Source organism: Mycolicibacterium chubuense, from assembly GCF_001044255.1.
GTDB classification, from domain to species: Bacteria; Actinomycetota; Actinomycetes; order Mycobacteriales; family Mycobacteriaceae; genus Mycobacterium; species Mycobacterium chubuense.
This window is the reverse complement of record NZ_JYNX01000060.1, coordinates 104,763-121,621: the sequence shown is the minus strand read 5'-3', so window position 1 is coordinate 121,621 and position 16,859 is coordinate 104,763. Positions and strand designations below refer to the sequence as shown.

Genomic DNA, 16,859 nt, shown 5'->3' with positions numbered 1-16,859 from the left:
CGGCCCGCGCCGAGGATCTGCCCGTCGCGGTGGAACCACACCTCGCAGGTGGCGTCGCAGCTCAGGTACTGCCGGTCGCCGTCGGACAGCAGCGGCCCCAGATGCAGCGCGGCGATCTTGTCTTTCACGTCGACGTGCACGACCAGGGTGGTGCGCTGCCCGTGCGGGCGGGCGGCGGCGTCGGCGTCCCAGCCGGCATGGATCAACCGGAGGAACGCGTCGCCGGTGGTGGGCATCGGGGGGCGGGTGGCCGTGGGGTCGAGCGCTTTCCACTGCGCGATCAGCGCGTCTTTGTGGGACTGCAGCGCCGCCTCGAACGTCGCGGCCTCGACGTGCGGGAGCCGGATCTGCCAGTAGGTGTACTGCTCGTCGGTGGTACTCGTGACAGACGGCTGCGGTCCGGGATCGGGCGCGGGCTCCTCGTCGGACTTGGGATCCTCTTCGGGCTCGGGCTCGGGTGTGGGCTTGGGGGCGAGCTTGAGCGCGGTGCGCAGCTGCGCCACCGTCGCGCTGGCCGCCAGCTCGGCGTAGTGGGCGTCGGAGCCGTCGGCGGCGCGCTGGGCGATCACGCCGACCTGATCCAGCGACAGCCGCCCTTCCTGCAGCCCGGCGACGCAGCGGGGGAACTCCTCGATCCGGTGGGCCACCGCGGCGAGGACTTTGGCGCGGGTCGGGGACACCCCGGTCTTCCAGGCCACCAGGTTTTCCACCGAGCGGGCGCCCGCGGCGGACCACAGTCCGTCGCGGTCGATCTCGGCGACGATCGACACGATGCGGCCGTCGATCGCGTTGCGCTGACCGGTCAACTCGGCGAGCTCGTCGAACAACACGTCNCCGTCGCGGTCGATCTCGGCGACGATCGACACGATGCGGCCGTCGATCGCGTTGCGCTGACCGGTCAACTCGGCGAGCTCGTCGAACAACACGTCTAGCCGCTCGTCGATGCGCCGGGAGGCGACCAAAGACGTTGCCGGCGAGAACATGCCACCATCATGACAAAGGGGTCTGACATTTTTGGAAGAGCTTTGCCGCGCAGGTCGTGACCCTGGGTTTGCGCATAGTCAACCGGGCTCACGCCGACAAATACGACGAAGGCCGGCCGCTGGATGCGGCCGGCCTTCGCGAATACCGTTGTGTCAGGGCTGCTTCTGGCCCGGGATCCCCTCGTAGGCGATGTCGCCGGTCTTGAGGTTCTGGGTGGTCAGATCGGACAGCCCGTCGAGGAACTTCTGCCGGTCGGTCACCACGTGCTCGATCGCGACGTCGACGTTCTCCTTGGTGATGGCCGGCATCACGTACACCGGCTTGGTGTTCACCTCTTCCTTCTTGGCCAGCGCGTTGGCGACGGCCAGGCCGGCCGAGAGCTCCACGGTGCCGTTCTGCAGTGAGGTGCCGATGAACTCGCCGCTCTTGACCGCGTTGAGGCCGTCCTCGATGCCGTCGATGCCCACGATCGGCACGTCGGTGCGGCCGGACTCTTTGAGCGCCTGAAGCGCCCCGAGGCCCATGTCGTCGTTCTCGGCGACGACGGCGTTGATCTGCGGGCCGAAGCCGGAGATCCAGTTCTTCATCTTGTTGACGGCCTCGTCGCGCTTCCAGTTGGCGGTGTCCTTGGCCAGCACCTTGATGTCCGGGTACTTCGCCAGCACGTTGTTGATGCCCTTGGTGCGGTCCAGCTCACCGGACTGGCCCAGCGGACCCTGCAGGATCACGATGTTGCCCTTGCCGCCGAGGCGGTCGGCCATCATCTGCATCTCCTGCTCACCGGCGGCCACGTCGTCGGGCTGCACGCTCGCCGCGACGTCGGGATTGTTCAGCGCCGCGTTGACCGCGACCAGCGGGATGCCCTTGGACTTCGCGGTCGCGACCTGCGGTCCGAGCGAATCGGCCTGGATGGGAACGACGATGATGGCGTCGACACCCTGGTTGACCATCGAGTCGACCTGGTCGGCCTGGGTGGACACGTCGAGATTGGCCGAGTTCCAAACCAATTCGATGTTGTTGTCCTTGGCGTAGGCCTCCATGCCCTCCTTGCCCGCGGTGATGAACGAGCTCATGTCGTACACCGAGACACCGATGCGCTTGGTGTCGCTGTTGGCCGTCGTGTCGCCGGCGCCGCAGGCGGTCAGCGCGGCACCGACCACACCGGCCGAGGCCATCGCCGCGATCTTGGTGAGCAATCTCATGTGTTCTCTCTTCTCTCGTTTTCGACAGTGAAAAGTGGTGCGACGATGGTTGACTCGGCTTGCTTCAGGTGCGCCTCCTGGAAGACCACACGTCGACCGCCACCGCGGCGACGATCAGCACGCCCTTGATGACGTCCTGCCAGTACGCCGGCACGACGAGGATGTCCAGGCCGTTGTTCAGCGTCATGATCATGAACAGGCCCAGCGCCGTGCCCCAGATGCTGCCGCGTCCGCCCATCAGACTCGCGCCGCCGATCACCACGGCGGCGATGGCGTCCAGCTCGTAGCCCTGACCCAGGTTGGGCGGGCCCGAGATGACGCGGGAGGCCAGCATGACGCCGGAGAGCCCGGCGAGCAGACCGGAGATCGCGTAGACGCTGAACAACACGTTCTTGGCGTTGATGCCGGCGATCTCGGCGGCGTTACGGTTGCCGCCGACCGCATAGACGCGCATGCCGTACGTGGTGCGCTTCATGATGATGGCCAGCGCGATGATGCCGAAGATCATCAGCAGCACCGGGATTTGCAGACCGAGGATCTTGGTGTTGGCGATCGAGCCGAATTCCGCGGGCAAGCCGTTGATGGGTGCGCCGCCGCCGATCACGTAGGCCAAACCGGACCCCGCCGTCAGCGTGCCCAATGTCGCGATGAACGGTGGAACGTTGATGCGCGATACCAGGAATCCGTTCACGCAGCCCACCGCGAGGCCGACCAGCATGGCCACCAGCACGGTGAGCCAAACCTGGCCGGGATTGGCCTTGGCGGTCGCCGCGGCCGACATCGCCGACACCGCGATGACGCTGCCGACCGACAGGTCGATGCCGCCGGTGAGGATCACCAGCGTCTGTCCGAGCGCGATGAGCGCGAACGGCGCCGCCGCGACCAGGATGGTGACCAGGTTGTCGGGTGTGGAGAAGCGCGCGCTGCGGTAGCTGAAGTACGCGATCACCAGCAGCACCACGATGACCATCGAGTAGCGCAGCAGCACACCCGAGAACCATTGCCGGGAGAACAGTTTCACGGGCTCGCCGGTGATCGGCGAGGTCACGGTCGGGGCAGCCGACGGGCCGGGCGGCTGGGCGCTGCTGTCGACGTCGGTACTCATGATGCCTCCTGCTGCGTGGTGGTCGATGGTGTCGATGGCCTGGTGTCGAGGGCGGTGGCCAGACGGAACACCGATTCCTGGACCTCGGGGTGGTCGAGGGCGTCGCGGTCGAGTTCGCCGACGAAGGTGCCGCCGCGCATGACGAAGGCGCGGTGGGACAGCCCGACGATCTCGGGCATGTCCGACGACGCCATCAGCACCGCCATGCCGTTCGCCGCGAATTCGGTGACGATTCGGTAGATCTCGCTGCGGGCGCCGACGTCGACGCCGCGGGTCGGTTCGTCGAGCAGCAGCACGTTGACGTCCCCGGTGAGCCAGCGCGCCAGCACCACTTTCTGCTGGTTGCCGCCGGACAGCGTGCCGACCTCCTGGCTCAGCCCGCGGGTCTTGAGCCGCACCGAGGACATCACGTCGGACACCGCCTTGTTGCGGGCTTTCCCGCGCAGCCAGCCGGCCAGCGAGAACGACGACAGGCGCGGCAGGGTGCCGTTGTCGAGCACGCTCATCGACAGCACGACCCCGGAGAGCTTGCGGTCCTCGGGCACCATCGCCATACCCGCGGTGATCGCCGCGGCGGGATGGTTGCGCTTGACGGCCTTGCCGCGCACCGTGATCTGGCCCGCGGTGCTGCCGCGGGCGCCGAAGATGGCCTCGAGCAGCTCGGTGCGTCCGGCGCCGACGAGGCCGGCCAACCCGACGATCTCGCCGGCGTTGACGGTGAACGACACCGGTCCGGCGGCGCCGTCGACGTGCAGGTCACGGACCTCGAGCACCGGTTCCGTGCCCGGGCTCGGGCGGTCCGGGAACAGCGCGTCGAGTTCCCGGCCGATCATCGCGGTGACGATGTCGTCGTCCGTGACGTCGGCGATCGGTTCATCGAGGATCAGCCCGCCGTCACGCAGCACCACCACCCGGTCGGCGATGGCGCGGATCTCGGCCATCTTGTGGGTCGTGTAGACCATCGCGACGCCGTGCTCGCGCAGCCGGCGCACCACCTTGTAGAGCCCCTCGACCTCACGCTCGGAGATCGCGGAGGTGGGCTCGTCGAGCATCACCACCTGCGCGCCGGTGCTGGCGGCCTTGACGATCTCGACGATCTGACGCAAGCCGACCGGCAGGCTGCCCATCCGCGCCGTCGGGTCGATCTTCACACCGAACACCGCGAGCGCGTCGCGCGCCTGGTCGATCATCGCGCGCCGGTTCAGGAACGGCCCGACCGTGATCTCCCGTCCCACGAACAGGTTTTCGTAGACCGTCATGTTCTCGATCGACGCCAGTTCCTGCGGCACGATCGCGACACCGTGGCGCACCGCGTCGCGAGTGTTGCCCGGCGCCAGCGCGGTCTCGCCGACCGTGACGGTGCCGTGGTCGGCGCTGTACTGCCCGCTGATGATCTTCATCAGCGTCGACTTGCCCGCGCCGTTCTCGCCCGCCAACGCGGTCACGGTGCCCGGCTGTAGGTCCAGGGTGATGCCCTCGAGCACCGGCACGCCGCCGAAGCTCTTGTGGATGTCGTTGCACCGCAACAGCGCCTGCCCGCCGGTCATCGGGGCTCCACGATCGACTTCAGGCTGGCCGGGTCCGAGTCGCTCTCGAGTGCCTCGCCGACGTGCTCCAGGTCGTAGCGACCGGTCACCATGCCGTCGAGATCGACGGCGCCACTGGACACCAGATGGATGGCCGCGGGCCAGGTGTCGGTGTAGCGGAACACGCCGGTCACCGTGATCTCCTGGTTGGCGATGTGGCTGACCGGCAGCGCGTATTCGTCGGCGCCCATGCCGACCAGCACGACGTGTCCGGCGGGGCCGACGGCCTTGATCCCGCTGACCACGGCCGCGGGCACCCCGGTGGCGTCGACGAACGCGTCGACCGGCTCGATCGCCGCGACGTCGACCGTGGTCGGGTCGAGCACCTCGGTGGCGCCGAATTGCAGGGCCTTCTCGCGGCGGGAGGCGACGAGGTCGGTGACGACGATGCGGGCCGCTCCGAATGCGCGGGCGGTCTGCGCGCAGATTACGCCGATCGGCCCCGCGCCGGCGATGAGGATCGATGTCCCGGGCGCGACGTGCGCCTTGCGCATCGTGGCGATCGCCACCGACAGCGGCTCGAGCAGCGCGGCCGCATCGTCGGACATCGAGTCGGGCACCGGGTGCGCCATGTCGTCGTCGGTCAGCACGTACCGGCAGAACGCGCCGTCGATCGGCGGCGTCGCGTAGAACTCGATGTGCGGGCAGAGGTTGTAGCGGCCGGCCCGGCACTGCGCGCAGCGCCGGCACGGGTGTTGCGGTTCCACCGCGACCCGCTGGCCCACCCGCGCCGGGTCGACGCCCGCGCCGACGGCGGCGATGCGCCCCGACAGCTCGTGGCCCAGGATCATCGGCTGCTCGACGACGAAGTCGCCGATGCGTCCGTGCCGGTAGTAGTGCACATCCGAGCCGCAGACGCCGACGGCGGCGACTTCGACGAGGACCTGGTGCGCACCGGGCTCCGGCACCGGTCTGTCCTCGATCTGCAGGGCGCCCACCCCTGTCATGACGCTGGCCCGCATGGTGGCCGGGGTCGGTTCGACGGTGGCGGTCACGTGCCACTCCTTTCGACGGGGGCGAGCAGTGCGCGCCCAGAGGTGCCCGCGGCAGATTCTCGGGACAGGACGGAGTCGGCGAGCGTCGCCCACTCGACGTCACGAACCCGCATCGGTCGCCTTCCGCTTCCGGTCCAACCGCGCTCATCTATTACGCGGATTGCTCATCTGATTGCCTGTGATGTGGATCATTCTCTGAGCTATGCTCACATGTCAAGCAGCTCTGCTCATATGAGCAGAGGCGAGGGACCGGCGGCGCAGGGAGGTGAGATGGGACCGGACGAACTGTTCCAGCGCGCCGTGATCGCCCGCCGCTACTACCTGGAGGGGCGCACCCGCGTCGAGATCGCCGAGGAGTTCGGGCTGTCCCGCTTCAAGGTCGCCCGGATGCTCGAGGAGGCCCTCGAATCCGGCATGGTCGAGATCGTCATCCACGACCCCGGTTCCATCAACGTCGACCTGTCCAGCGCGCTGCAGAAGCGCTACTCCCTGCAGCACGCCTACGCCGTGGTCGCGGAATCGAAGAACACCGCCGACCGGGTGGAAGCCGTCGCCAAGGCGATGGCCGACCTGCTGCAGTCGATCCTGCGCGAGGGCGACGTCATCGGCATCGACTGCGGCCGCACCATGACCCGCATCGCGCCGTACCTGCAGTCGCTGCCGAAATGCGACGTCGTCCAGCTGACCGGCCTGGCCGGCGGGCTCACCTCCAACGGCGCCGATCTGACCCGACGCATCTCCGAGGTCACCGGCGGTAAGTCCTGGCCGCTGTACGCGCCCTACGTCGTCGGCGATGCCCGCACTGCCGAGAGCCTGGCCAGCACGCCGCCGATCAAGGATGCCTTCGCCAACCAATCCCGCGTCACGTGCGCGCTGGTCTCCGTCGGCGGGTGGACCCCCGAGGCGTCCCAGGTCTACACCTCGATCTCCGAGGAGGAGGCCTGCGCGCTGTACGAGGCCGGGGTGCGCGCGGAGACCTGCGGGCTGCTGCTCGACGAAGACGGCAACCGGGTGGCCGGGCTCGACGAGCGCCGTATGGGCATCACCGAGGAGGGGCTGCGCGCCATCCCCACGGTCATCGCCATCTGTGCGGGTGCCGAGAAGATCACCGCGACCCGGGCCGTACTGCGCTCGGGCCTGGTGTCCGCACTGGTCACCGACACCGAGATCGCGGCCGCCGTCCTCGACTGACGCGGCCGCCGAACGAACAGAGCGAAAGGACAACACCCATGACCGAGCCCGTGGTCGATCTCGACTTCCCGTTGACCGGGAAGACGGCCCTGGTCACCGGAGGCGGATCGGGTATCGGTGCCGCCATCGCATCGGCCTTCGCCGCCAAGGGCGCACGCATCGCCGTCGTCGACCTCAACGCCGACGCGGCCCAGCGTCACGCGGCCACTCTCGGCGACGACAGCCGCGGATTCCGTTGCGACGTCTCCGATCCCGCGTCGGTCACCGCGACCGTCGAGGAGGTGGTCGCGTCGTTCGGCCGCGTCGACGTGCTCGTCAACAGCGCGGGCGTCGCCCTGCTCGCCCCGGCCGAGGAGCTCGCCCTCGACGCCTGGGACACCACGATCGACGTCAACCTCAAGGGCACCTTCCTGATGTGCCAGACGGTCGGCCGGCACATGCTCCAGGCGGGCGGCGTCATCATCAACATGGCATCCCAGGCGGCCACCGTGGCGCTGGACCAGCATGTCGCCTACTGCGCCTCGAAGTTCGGCGTCGTCGGGGTGACCAAGGTGCTGGCCGCGGAGTGGGGCGGCCGCGGCGTGCGGGTCAACAGCATCTCCCCGACCGTGGTGCTGACCGAACTGGGCCACAAGGCCTGGGACGGGCCGCGCGGCGACGCCCTCAAGGCGCAGATTCCCGTCGGCCGGTTCGCCTACCCGAACGAGATTGCGGCTGCCGCAGTGTTTCTCGCCTCCGACGCCGCGGGCATGATCACCGGCGCCGACCTGCTGATCGACGGTGGCTACACGATCCGGTGATCGACCGGCAGCCGGGCACCATCGCGCCCAGTGAGAAGCCATGGTTGCGATCGGGCGCGTGGTGCAGCCAGGAATGCTATTCCGCGAGCAGCCCCGGCCGGGACAGGCCGAGGTGGTCACGCAGCGTGGTGCCGGTGTAGTCGGTGCGGAACACCCCGCGTTCCTGCAGCAGCGGCACCACCCGGTCGACGAACGGGTCGAGGCCGCCGGGGGTGACGTGCGGGACAAGGATGAAGCCGTCGCTCGCGTCGGCCTGCACCAGCCGGTCGATGTCGGCGGCGACGGTCGCGGGGGAGCCGATGAAGTTCTGCCGCCCCGTCACCTCGACGATCAGCTCGCGGGTGCTGAGGTTCTGCGCCTCGGCGCGGGCGCGCCACTCACGGGCCGTGGCCACCGGATCGGTGTACATGCGCACGCTCGCGCGGCCGCGCGCGATGGTGTTCTCGCCGACCACCGGATCGACGGTCGGCAGCGGGCCATCCGGATCATGTTCGGACAGATCGCGATTCCACAGCTGCTCGAGGAACTTGATGGCCGTCTGCGGCGAGACCTGGGCGAGCCGGACCTCCTGCGCGAGTTCGGCGGCCTCGGCATCGGTGTCGCCGAGCACGAACGTCGCGGCCGGCAGGATCAGCAGCTGCTCGGGGCGGCGCCCGTACCTGGCCAGCCGCCCCTTCACGTCGGCGTAGAAGGCCTGTCCGGCTTCGAGCGTGCCGTGCCGCGAGAAGATCGCGTCGGCCGCCGCGGCCGCGAACTCCCGGCCGCGCTCGGAGTCGCCGGCCTGGAAGATCACCGGCCGGCCCTGCGGGCTGCGCGGCACGTCGAATCGGCCGCTGATGTCGAAATGCTGGTCCTGGTACTGGAATTCACCGGCGTGCGGATCGGACAGGAATCGACCGGTCTGCTTGTCGGCCAGGATGGCGCCGTCGGGCCACGAGTCGAACAGCGTGTGCGCGGCGGCCAGGAAGCTCTCGGCCCGGGTGTAGCGCTGACTCTCGGGCAGGAAGCCGCCGCGGCGGAAGTTCTCACCGGTGAACGCATCCCAGGAGGTGACGACGTTCCACGCGGCGCGGCCCGCCGAGAGATGGTCCAGCGACGCGAATTGCCGCGCCACCTCATAGGGTTCGTTGAACGTGGAGTTGATCGTTCCCGTCAGACCGAGCCGGTCGGTCACCGCGGCCAGGGCGGCGAGGACCGTGAACGTGTCCGGGCGGCCGACGACGTCGAGGTCGTAGATCGCGCCGTTCTGCTCGCGCAGGCGCAGCCCCTCGGCCAAGAACATGAAGTCGAATTTGCCGCGCTCCGCGGTCTGCGCGAAGTGGACGAACGACGCGAACTCGATGTGGCTGCCCGAGGCCGGGTCGCTCCACACCGTGGTGTTGTTGACGCCCGGGAAGTGCGCCGCGAGGTGAATCTGCTTGACCGGCTTGCTCATCGGACCTCACTCGCCGGTGCCGCCGCGTAGCGGTTCGTGGGCCGGGGCAGCCCCAGCTGCTCCCGCAGAGATCCGGGCGCGGGGCTGACGAGTACGCCACGGCGGTGCAGTTCGGGGATCAGTGCGGTCGTGATCTGGGTCAGGTCGTGCGGAAGGGTGCCGGGCAGCAATCGGAAACCGGTGGCCCCCGCGAGGTGCCCCTGCTCCAGGCGATCGGCCAGCTGTGCCGGTGTGCCCGTGAAAACCGCTGCTGGATCGGTGAACTCGGCGCCGTGCTGATCATCGAGGCGCGCGGTGCGGGCCGACGCGCCCGCGGCGGTGGGGTCCAGGAACACCACGAGGTCGACGAAGGTCAGAGCCGTGCGGTGCCGGACCACGGACGCTTCCACCTCCTCCGGGGTGTGCGGGCGCAGGAACACGATGTCGGTACCCGCGGCCAGAGCGACGCCGTCCTCACCCGGATCCTTCGCCGCGACCAGCGGCTGGCCCTGGGGCGGACGCGGCGTGATGGACGGCCCCTTGACGGAGAACCAGCGCCCCTCGAAGTCGATGTAGTGCAGCTTGTCCCGGTCGACGAACCGTCCCGTCGCGGCGTCCCTGATCTCGGCGTCGTCCTCCCAGCTGTCCCAGAGCCGGCGCAGCACCTCGACGTAATCGGCGGCCTCGTCGTACAGCTCGGCGGACCGCTCCGGGGCGCGACGCCGGCCGAAGTGCCGGAACCCCTCGGGGCTCGCGTCGACCTGCACCACCAGCCCGGCCCGCCCGGCGCTGACGTAATCGAGGGTCGCGATCGCCTTGGCCAGGTGGAACGGTTCGGTGTGGGTGGCCACCGCGGTGGGCAGCAGCCCGATCCTCTGGGTGCGCGGCGCGACCCGCGCGGCGGTCAGCACCGCGTCCACCCGCCCCTGCACCCCGTCCGGCTGCAGCGTCAGCGCGTCGTCGAGGGTGACCAGCCCGATCCCGCCGCGCTCGGCCTCGGTGATCACGTCGACCCAGTAGGCGGCGGTGGTCAGCGCCGCCGGCGACGCGTCGGGCTCCCGCCAGGAGGCGGGGTGCCGGCCGGTTCCCGACAGGCCGACGGCCAGATGCAGTGCTGTCACGTTGTCGTACTTTCGCCGCAGGTTTCTCGGACAACGGCGTCCGCTGCGCCCAGCATTCCCGGCCACCCTGGCCGAGCCCAGGGTTGTGCTCACCGCCAGCCGAAAGTCGCGCGGGGCTAGCCGGTCTTCTCGAACGCCCGTCCGCGCCGCTCAGCGTTCGCGCTGCCGCTGAACAGGCCCGATCCGCCTGTGGCGCAGCGCGGTACACCGCATCACTGCCCTGACGGTGGCTCTCGACCAGCATGTCGCGTACTGCGCGTCGAAGTTCGGCGTCGTGGGCGTGTCCAAGGTGCTGGCCTCGGAGTGGGGACCGCGCGGGGTGCGAGTGAACACGATGTCGCCGACCGTGGATCTCCCCGAGCTCGGGCGCGGATGCCTGGGACGGCCCTCGAGGTGACGAGCTCAAGAAGCAGATTCCCGCCGGTCGCTTCGCTTGTCCCGACGAAATCGCCGCTGTTGCAGTATTTCTCGCTTCTGACGCCGCGGCGATGAGCACCGGTGCCGACCTGTTGATCGACGGCGGTTACACAATCCGTTAGCCGACCTTCGCGATTCTGCGGGTATGACGGCCGGGGGCGCGTTATGTTTGCCAGACGTCACCGGGGGGGAGTCTGGCAATGGCATCAAGCGATCACATCGGTCGGGTAGGGGCGCTGGCGGTCGCGCTCGGCATCGGGTACGCAGTCGCGGCCTCATCGGGAGTGGCGTGGGCGGAGCCCGACACGAGCAGCACCGCCGGTAGCTCGCAACGATCTGAGGACGCCGCCGGCAAGCCTGCCGCGCCGCACCGCGAACGCGGACCGAAAAGGTCTACGGACACGTCAAATAACGACTCCGGCAACGATACGACAACAGCCGTGCGCGACGGCGCCACCCAGGAAGACCCGCCGGCGAGTGCGCGTCGCGATCGTCGAGCGACACGTCCGAACACACCGCAGCGCGTCACTTCCGACGCCGGTCGCGAGGCCGACGCGATCTCGGAGGCCGACGACACGACCACTCCACCGACCCCCCGTCGCCTCGTGCGCGAGACTTTGCCGGCGACCGCCGACGAGCCCGCCGCACGGGACCACCCGGCCTTCGCCACGGTCCTGAGGTCGCTGTTCACGCCGAAGGCCCCGGTGCAGCAGCCGCAGACTCCGGAAAGTCCGGCCGCCTCTGCGCTGCTGTGGACGACGCTCGCCAGCTCTCGGCGACAGGACACCGATCGGACCGACCGCCCCGACACCGGTTGGACGACCGGCATCTGGCGGACCATGCCGACCGATGCGCCGCCCGCCTCCGCGCCCGGTCTGCCGGCCGGCCCGGTGGTCGTCGGCCAGGACGGCACTCTCTACCAGGTCACCACCGATGCCACGGGGACCCGGGTCAGCGTTCTGGACAGCGACGGGCACGTTGTCACCACCACCGGCTATCTGCCGGGCGGGCTGAGCAGCAGTGTCAGATCGACCGCTGTGCGCCCGGACGGAACACTGCTCGTGTCGACCACCAGCGGCGGATTCCGGAACCGGTCGACCATCTCCGCCGTCGACAGCGACGGCACGGTCACGACCGTCGCACGGCTGGTGGGCGGCGCGGGCGGTCTGACCGTAGGTGCTGACGGTGCGGTGTACACCCAGACCTCCATCACCGTCCCGTTCATTCCGTACGGCACGTACGCCTACCGCTACGTGCGCATCTCGCAGACCGGTGCCGTGCGATCGCTTCCGCCGGACACCACCCTGCGCCTGACCGACGACGGAACCGCGTACCTGTTGTCGACCGGCTTCGGCAGTTCCACGCTGCGCGCATTCGACGCCAACGGTAAGTCGACGGCGATCTGGCTGCCGTACTCCGCCGCCCAGCTGAGCAGCCCGGTCCTCGGTCCGGACGGCAGCCTCTACCTGGCGGCCGACGTCCGCTTTTTCGGGACGCAGACCACCCGGCTGTACACGGTGAGCGGCACCGAGAGCACGGTGCGAACCCTGCCCGGTTCGGCGGGGGCCACCGTGGTCACGGCCGACGGCGTCTACCTCGAGACGCACACCTACGCCGGGTTCAAGGACAACGGCGTCGACGGAACGACCTACATCTCCAAGCTCACCCCGTCGGCCATCGACACCCTCGACCCGATCGACGGCCGCATCTCGACGCTGACCGGCTTCCAGGTCACACCGGCGGGGGCCGTATACGTACCCCTCGTCGACCCGACCGCCGACACCACCACCGTCGCCGTCTTCGACACCGGCGGGCAGCGCTCGACGGTGGTGCTGCCCGGCACGCTTCCCGCGGACCCCGGGTTCGTGCAGGCGATCGGCACAGGCTCACATGCCGACGAGTTCGGGTACGTCAGATACTCCGCGGGCGGCGCCGACCACGTCGCTGTGCTCACCGGTGACGGGACCGTGGCACGCACCGTCGACCTGCCGGCGGGCGCCACCCTCGACGGCCCGGTGATCTTCGGGCCCGACGGCACGCCCTACGCCGTGGTGAGGTACCGCGCCGACACCCGGCCCCCGGCCACGTTGGCCACTCAGGTCCTGTCGTTGTCGACAGGCACCCTGACCCCGCCCCTACCCGGCGGGCGCAACCCGAACTACGTCGACATCCAATTCGCGCCCGACGGAACCGGTTACCTCCTGACGGAGGCGGGTTCATCGAGCAGCATCACGATCACCGGCTTCACCGCGCTCGGCGCGACGGGGGCGAGCGTCACGGTCGCCCACCCCGTTCTGCCGAATGTCGGCGGCCCCGTGGTGTTCGCTCCTGACGGCACCGGCTACCTCGTCGACTACGGCACCGGTGGCGGCGCGGTCTACGCGCTGTCATCGTCCGGGGTGTCGAAGGTCCTCGACCTCAGCTACGACGCCTCGACGCCCTACTACGCCGTCGTCATCGGCGCCGATGACACCCCGTACCTGACGACGGGCTCGGTCGGCGACAACAGCACCACGGTCACGCCGATCACGCCCGTCCTCGAGACCTAGCCGGTCTTCTCGAACGCCCGTCCGCGCCGCTCGGCGTCCGCGCTGCCGCTGAACAGGCCCGAATCCGCTTGTGGCGCATCGCGGTACACCGCGTCACTGCCCTCGGCCCGGTCGCCGTCGGTCTGGTGTTCGATCCGCTGACGGGGCAGGGCACACGGAATGGTCTGCTGCAGCCATGCCACCATGCCCTCGCGGACGTCGCAGCGCAGGTCGAACAGCTGCCCGGCGTCCGGTGCGCTGACCAGCATCCGCACCCGGACCAGACCCTCGACCGCATCGGTGACCTGCAGGACCCCGACGCGCCCGTCCCACTTCGGGTTGGCACGCAGCAGCCGGTCCAACTCGGCGCGCATCGCGTCGAACGGGACGGTGAAGTCGACGTCGAGTTCCGCCGTTCCCAGCAGCTGGGTCGCGTTGCGCGTCCAGTTCTGGAACGGGGTCGTGGTGAAGTACGTGCAGGGCAGCACCAGCCGGCGCTCGTCCCACAGATGCACCACGACGTAGGTGAGGGTGATCTCCTCGATCCGGCCCCACTCCTCTTCGAGCACCACGACGTCGCCGACACGGATCGCGTCGGAGAACGCGATCTGGATGCCGGCGAACACCGACCCGAGCGAGGTCTGCGCGGCCAGGCCCGCGACCACCGTCAACACGCCGGCCGAGGCGAACATCGTCTTGCCAACGTCGGAGAACGACGGGAACGTCATCAGCGCGGCCGCCGCGCCCAGCACGACGACGATCGCGACCGCCAGCCGACGAAGCGTGGTGACCTGGGTGCGGATCTTGCGTCGGTGCCGGTCGGCGTCGGTCAGGCCGGTGTCGCCGCCGGCGAAGCGGTCGATCACCTGGCGTTCGGCCACCAGCACGAGACTGGTCACCATCCAGGTGACGGTGCCGATCAGGGCGATCACCAGCAGGTGGTCCAGCCAGCCGCGCCAGGCCGCCTGGCCGTCCGACGCGCGTCGCACCGCGGCCGCTGCCGCGATGACCACCAGGGTCGCCCGCAGCGGTCGGCGCGTCAGATCGGCGACGTCGTGCAGCACGCGGCTGCGCCGGCCCAGCCGTTGCAGCAGCCAGGACAGCGCCAGGCCCAGGACGTAGGCCGCCCCGACGGCACCGGCCACCCATGCTGCGGTGGTGGCCAGGTGGGTCGCGGGCGCGAAAGTCGGATCATCCACAGGAAATACAGCTCCTCGCGATCGGGGGTGCACGCGCCGTGAGCTCCGTCGTCGTCGGCGAGATGTCGGCGCACCGATGGCGTTCCCGGCTGCCGCGCGGCGCAAAACCGCATCACCCGATCTGCCGCGCGATTGGGATTCAGCTCACATTCGTGCGCCGGGCCACCTGACGCTTGATCTTGGCCGGCAGCGCGTCGGCCACCAGGAGACCGGGCAGCAGGTCCGGTTCGCTCATCAGCGCCCGGAACACCACGCCGACCGTGACGTCGTGGTCGGGCCGGGAGACCACGTCGATGGCGTCGCCCGCGCGGACCCGGCCGGGCTCGATGACGCGGAAGTACGCGCCGGGCAGCCCGGCCGCGGTGAACGTCTTCATCCAGCCGCGGATGCCCAGCCAGGTGGTGAACGTCCGGCACGGGGTCCGCGGACTGGTCACCTCGAGCACCAGACCGTCGGATCCGACCGACCATCGCTCGCCGATCAGGCTGCCGGTCACGTCGACGCCCGCGGTGGTGAGGTTCTCCCCGAACATCCCGTTGGTCAGCTCGCGGTCCAGATCCCGCTCCCAGCGATCCAGGTCCTCGCGGGCGTAGGCGTAGACGGCTTGATCGTCGCCGCCGTGGTAGCGCCGGTTGCAGATCGCATCCCCGGCGACGCCGCTGCCCGGTCCGGTCTTGGCGGGTCCGGGCGCGCTGACGGCGAGGGGTTCCGCGCTGGGCCTCTTGTCGATTCCGGTGCGCAGCTCACCCAGATCGATGGGCGCGGTCGCCGTGTTCACCGTCAACACCGAAGCCATGACCGACGCTAACCCGCCGGGCCGCTCACAGCCCTGCCGGGTCGTCGGGAACGTCGACGGCGTAGTCGGCCAGCACCTCCAGCGGAACCAGATCGAGCGTGCGCTCGTGGGTGCTCGCCAGCACCACCGGGCAGGCCTGCCCGTCCTCGTGCGCGCGCAGCCAGTTGCGGGCCGTCACGCACCAGCGGTCGCCGGGGACCAGGCCGGGGAACCGGTAGGCGGGCATCGGCGTGCTCAGGTCGTTGCCGATGGAGCGCTGGTGGGCGAGGAACTCCGCGGTGACGACGGCGCAGATGGTGTGCAGGCCGAGGTCCTGGTCGCCGGTGCTGCAGCAGCCGTCGCGGTAGAAGCCGGTCAGCGGGTCGGTGCCGCAGGGGTCCAGCGGGTCGCCCAGCACATTGCGTTCGGGCACCTTCTGTTCCCTGGGGTCTGGCATCGGCCCAGGATAGGGGTCAGATGCTGAGCCGGCGATAGCGCTGCAGGCGTCGAATGCCCTGTGCCGCTGCGGTGTCGGCGGTCGGGGCCAGGGCGGTGCGCAGTGCGCCGCGCACGGCGTCGACGTCGAGGTGCATGCCGATGGCCACCAGCGAATTCGTTGCAGCGCCCCCTGCGGCCGTGGCAGAACTGGCCGGCCCGGCCGTGACGTGCACCGACGCCCCGACGACGTTGACGACGTAGCGGCGCACCGAGCCGCGGTAGCGCACGGCCACCGTGCCCTTCATCCGGTACACGCCCGGCGGCGGCTCCTCGAGCAGATCGATGACCACACCAGGATCGACGCAGCCCTCGCTGAGCTCGGTGACCGCGTCCGCGTGCACATGGTGGTGCTCGTCGTCCTCGGCCGCGTTGAGCAGTTCCCGGAACGTCAGCTGACCCACCTGCTCGTCGGCGGCGACGTCGTACAGCAATGCGGGATCGATCCGGCCCGCGGTGGCCCCGACGACGTGGGCGTGCGGGTTGCGCTCGCGCACCCGGTCGGTGACGCGGCGCAGCGTCGCCTCCTGCGCATCGGGGTGCACCTGATCGAGTTTGTTGACCACCACCAGCGTCGCGGCGCCGTAGCGCGCCGGCGGGCTGGCGTCCCGGTCGACGGTGTCGAAGTGCCGCGCGGCGTCGAGGACGTCCACCACCCCGCCCGGGCGGATCCCGTCGACGCCGCTGAAGCGGATGATGCGTGAGATGGCGACCGGGTCGGCCAGTCCGCTGGCCTCGACGATGATCGCGTCGAGCCGCAGCCTCGGGTCGGCCAGGCGGGCCAGCGCCACGTCGAGTCCGCCGTCGTCGGGCAGGCAGCAGATGCAGCCCCCGGCGATCGACGCGGGCTCGTCCACCTGCCCGGTGACCAGCCCGGCGTCGACGTTGAGCTCACCGAAGTCGTTGATCACCACGCCAATTCGTGCGTCGGGGGTGCGCAGCACATGGTTGAGCAACGTCGTCTTGCCGGCCCCGAGGTAACCGGTCAACGCGATGACGGGGATCGGGGGCACAGTCGGGCAGGGTACCCGGTCATGTCGCGGTATC

The 16,859-nt window shown here is 69.7% G+C and carries 13 protein-coding genes and 2 pseudogenes; 4 read left to right on the top strand and 11 right to left on the bottom strand.

Translation table 11 applies throughout. From position 1 onward, the window contains the following. From MCHUDSM44219_RS31270 to MCHUDSM44219_RS21320, 5 genes and pseudogenes are all read right to left on the bottom strand, one after another. Positions 1 to 833 (bottom strand): annotated as a pseudogene (locus tag MCHUDSM44219_RS31270) (DUF222 domain-containing protein); the annotation flags it as partial. 303 nt (positions 834 to 1,136) lie between these two features. Continuing rightward, positions 1,137 to 2,186, bottom strand: a complete 1,050-nt coding sequence (locus MCHUDSM44219_RS21335; protein ID WP_048420239.1) for a substrate-binding domain-containing protein — start codon at positions 2,184 to 2,186, stop codon at positions 1,137 to 1,139. 64 nt (positions 2,187 to 2,250) lie between these two features. Then, positions 2,251 to 3,291 carry an ABC transporter permease gene (locus MCHUDSM44219_RS21330; RefSeq protein ID WP_048420238.1) on the bottom strand — a complete coding sequence of 347 codons (1,041 nt, stop codon included), beginning with the start codon at positions 3,289 to 3,291 and terminating at the stop codon, positions 2,251 to 2,253. Further along, complete coding sequence (locus MCHUDSM44219_RS21325) at positions 3,288 to 4,838, bottom strand: sugar ABC transporter ATP-binding protein (RefSeq protein ID WP_048420237.1); 1,551 nt, start codon at positions 4,836 to 4,838, stop codon at positions 3,288 to 3,290. Before MCHUDSM44219_RS21325 ends, MCHUDSM44219_RS21330 begins: the two co-directional genes overlap by 4 nt. Continuing rightward, positions 4,835 to 5,824 (bottom strand): NAD(P)-dependent alcohol dehydrogenase, encoded by a 990-nt coding sequence (locus MCHUDSM44219_RS21320; RefSeq protein ID WP_236695555.1) that lies wholly within the window; start codon positions 5,822 to 5,824, stop codon positions 4,835 to 4,837. The genes MCHUDSM44219_RS21325 and MCHUDSM44219_RS21320 overlap by 4 nt, the downstream gene beginning before the upstream one ends. Positions 5,825 to 6,142: 318 nt before the next feature. Between MCHUDSM44219_RS21320 and MCHUDSM44219_RS21315 the strand changes: the two genes are divergently transcribed. Together MCHUDSM44219_RS21315 and MCHUDSM44219_RS21310 are read left to right on the top strand one after the other, a co-directional pair. Next, positions 6,143 to 7,063: a sugar-binding transcriptional regulator gene (locus MCHUDSM44219_RS21315; RefSeq protein WP_048420466.1), complete on the top strand. Its 921-nt coding sequence runs from the start codon at positions 6,143 to 6,145 to the stop codon at positions 7,061 to 7,063. Between the two features lie 38 nt (positions 7,064 to 7,101). After that, positions 7,102 to 7,863 carry an SDR family oxidoreductase gene (locus MCHUDSM44219_RS21310; protein ID WP_048420235.1) on the top strand — a complete coding sequence of 254 codons (762 nt, stop codon included), beginning with the start codon at positions 7,102 to 7,104 and terminating at the stop codon, positions 7,861 to 7,863. Between the two features lie 76 nt (positions 7,864 to 7,939). Here the strand turns inward: MCHUDSM44219_RS21310 and MCHUDSM44219_RS21305 are convergent, their stop codons facing one another. Both MCHUDSM44219_RS21305 and MCHUDSM44219_RS21300 read right to left on the bottom strand, forming a co-directional pair. After that, positions 7,940 to 9,298 carry an NtaA/DmoA family FMN-dependent monooxygenase gene (locus tag MCHUDSM44219_RS21305; protein WP_048420234.1) on the bottom strand — a complete coding sequence of 453 codons (1,359 nt, stop codon included), beginning with the start codon at positions 9,296 to 9,298 and terminating at the stop codon, positions 7,940 to 7,942. Beyond that, positions 9,295 to 10,398, bottom strand: a complete 1,104-nt coding sequence (locus MCHUDSM44219_RS21300; protein ID WP_048420233.1) for an LLM class flavin-dependent oxidoreductase — start codon at positions 10,396 to 10,398, stop codon at positions 9,295 to 9,297. Before MCHUDSM44219_RS21300 ends, MCHUDSM44219_RS21305 begins: the two co-directional genes overlap by 4 nt. A 217-nt stretch (positions 10,399 to 10,615) precedes the next feature. On the opposite strand from MCHUDSM44219_RS21300, the pseudogene MCHUDSM44219_RS29145 reads away from it, so the two are divergent. Together MCHUDSM44219_RS29145 and MCHUDSM44219_RS21295 are read left to right on the top strand one after the other, a co-directional pair. Continuing rightward, positions 10,616 to 10,937, top strand: a pseudogene (locus MCHUDSM44219_RS29145) (SDR family oxidoreductase); the annotation flags it as partial. Between the two features lie 483 nt (positions 10,938 to 11,420). Further along, entirely contained in the window at positions 11,421 to 13,364 is a 1,944-nt protein-coding gene (locus MCHUDSM44219_RS21295; RefSeq protein ID WP_131722338.1) for an NHL repeat-containing protein, read from the top strand. Here MCHUDSM44219_RS21295 and MCHUDSM44219_RS21290 read toward each other — a convergent pair. The 4 genes from MCHUDSM44219_RS21290 to MCHUDSM44219_RS21275 all read right to left on the bottom strand — a co-directional run bounded on the left by MCHUDSM44219_RS21290 (position 13,361) and on the right by MCHUDSM44219_RS21275 (position 16,825). Next, positions 13,361 to 14,542: a mechanosensitive ion channel family protein gene (locus MCHUDSM44219_RS21290; RefSeq protein WP_048420231.1), complete on the bottom strand. Its 1,182-nt coding sequence runs from the start codon at positions 14,540 to 14,542 to the stop codon at positions 13,361 to 13,363. The two genes, MCHUDSM44219_RS21295 and MCHUDSM44219_RS21290, sit on opposite strands and share 4 nt — an antisense overlap. A 139-nt stretch (positions 14,543 to 14,681) precedes the next feature. Next, a complete protein-coding gene (locus MCHUDSM44219_RS21285; protein ID WP_048420230.1) occupies positions 14,682 to 15,338 on the bottom strand; it encodes an MOSC domain-containing protein in 657 nt (218 codons plus the stop codon). A gap of 25 nt (positions 15,339 to 15,363) precedes the next feature. After that, positions 15,364 to 15,750 (bottom strand): DUF2237 family protein, encoded by a 387-nt coding sequence (locus MCHUDSM44219_RS21280; RefSeq protein ID WP_048420229.1) that lies wholly within the window; start codon positions 15,748 to 15,750, stop codon positions 15,364 to 15,366. 40 nt (positions 15,751 to 15,790) lie between these two features. Further along, positions 15,791 to 16,825, bottom strand: coding sequence for a CobW family GTP-binding protein (locus MCHUDSM44219_RS21275; RefSeq protein ID WP_048420228.1), 1,035 nt, complete (start codon positions 16,823 to 16,825; stop codon positions 15,791 to 15,793). Between the last annotated feature and the right edge of the window lie 34 nt (positions 16,826 to 16,859).

Coding starts and splice junctions, on each gene's coding strand:
- MCHUDSM44219_RS21305 (WP_048420234.1), bottom strand. CDS start 9,298: ATGAGCAAGCCGGTCAAGCAGATTCACCTCGCGGCGCACTTCCCGGGC.
- MCHUDSM44219_RS21330 (WP_048420238.1), bottom strand. CDS start 3,291: ATGAGTACCGACGTCGACAGCAGCGCCCAGCCGCCCGGCCCGTCGGCT.
- MCHUDSM44219_RS21320 (WP_236695555.1), bottom strand. CDS start 5,824: ATGACAGGGGTGGGCGCCCTGCAGATCGAGGACAGACCGGTGCCGGAG.
- MCHUDSM44219_RS21285 (WP_048420230.1), bottom strand. CDS start 15,338: ATGGCTTCGGTGTTGACGGTGAACACGGCGACCGCGCCCATCGATCTG.
- MCHUDSM44219_RS21335 (WP_048420239.1), bottom strand. CDS start 2,186: ATGAGATTGCTCACCAAGATCGCGGCGATGGCCTCGGCCGGTGTGGTC.
- MCHUDSM44219_RS21315 (WP_048420466.1), top strand. CDS start 6,143: ATGGGACCGGACGAACTGTTCCAGCGCGCCGTGATCGCCCGCCGCTAC.
- MCHUDSM44219_RS21325 (WP_048420237.1), bottom strand. CDS start 4,838: ATGACCGGCGGGCAGGCGCTGTTGCGGTGCAACGACATCCACAAGAGC.
- MCHUDSM44219_RS21310 (WP_048420235.1), top strand. CDS start 7,102: ATGACCGAGCCCGTGGTCGATCTCGACTTCCCGTTGACCGGGAAGACG.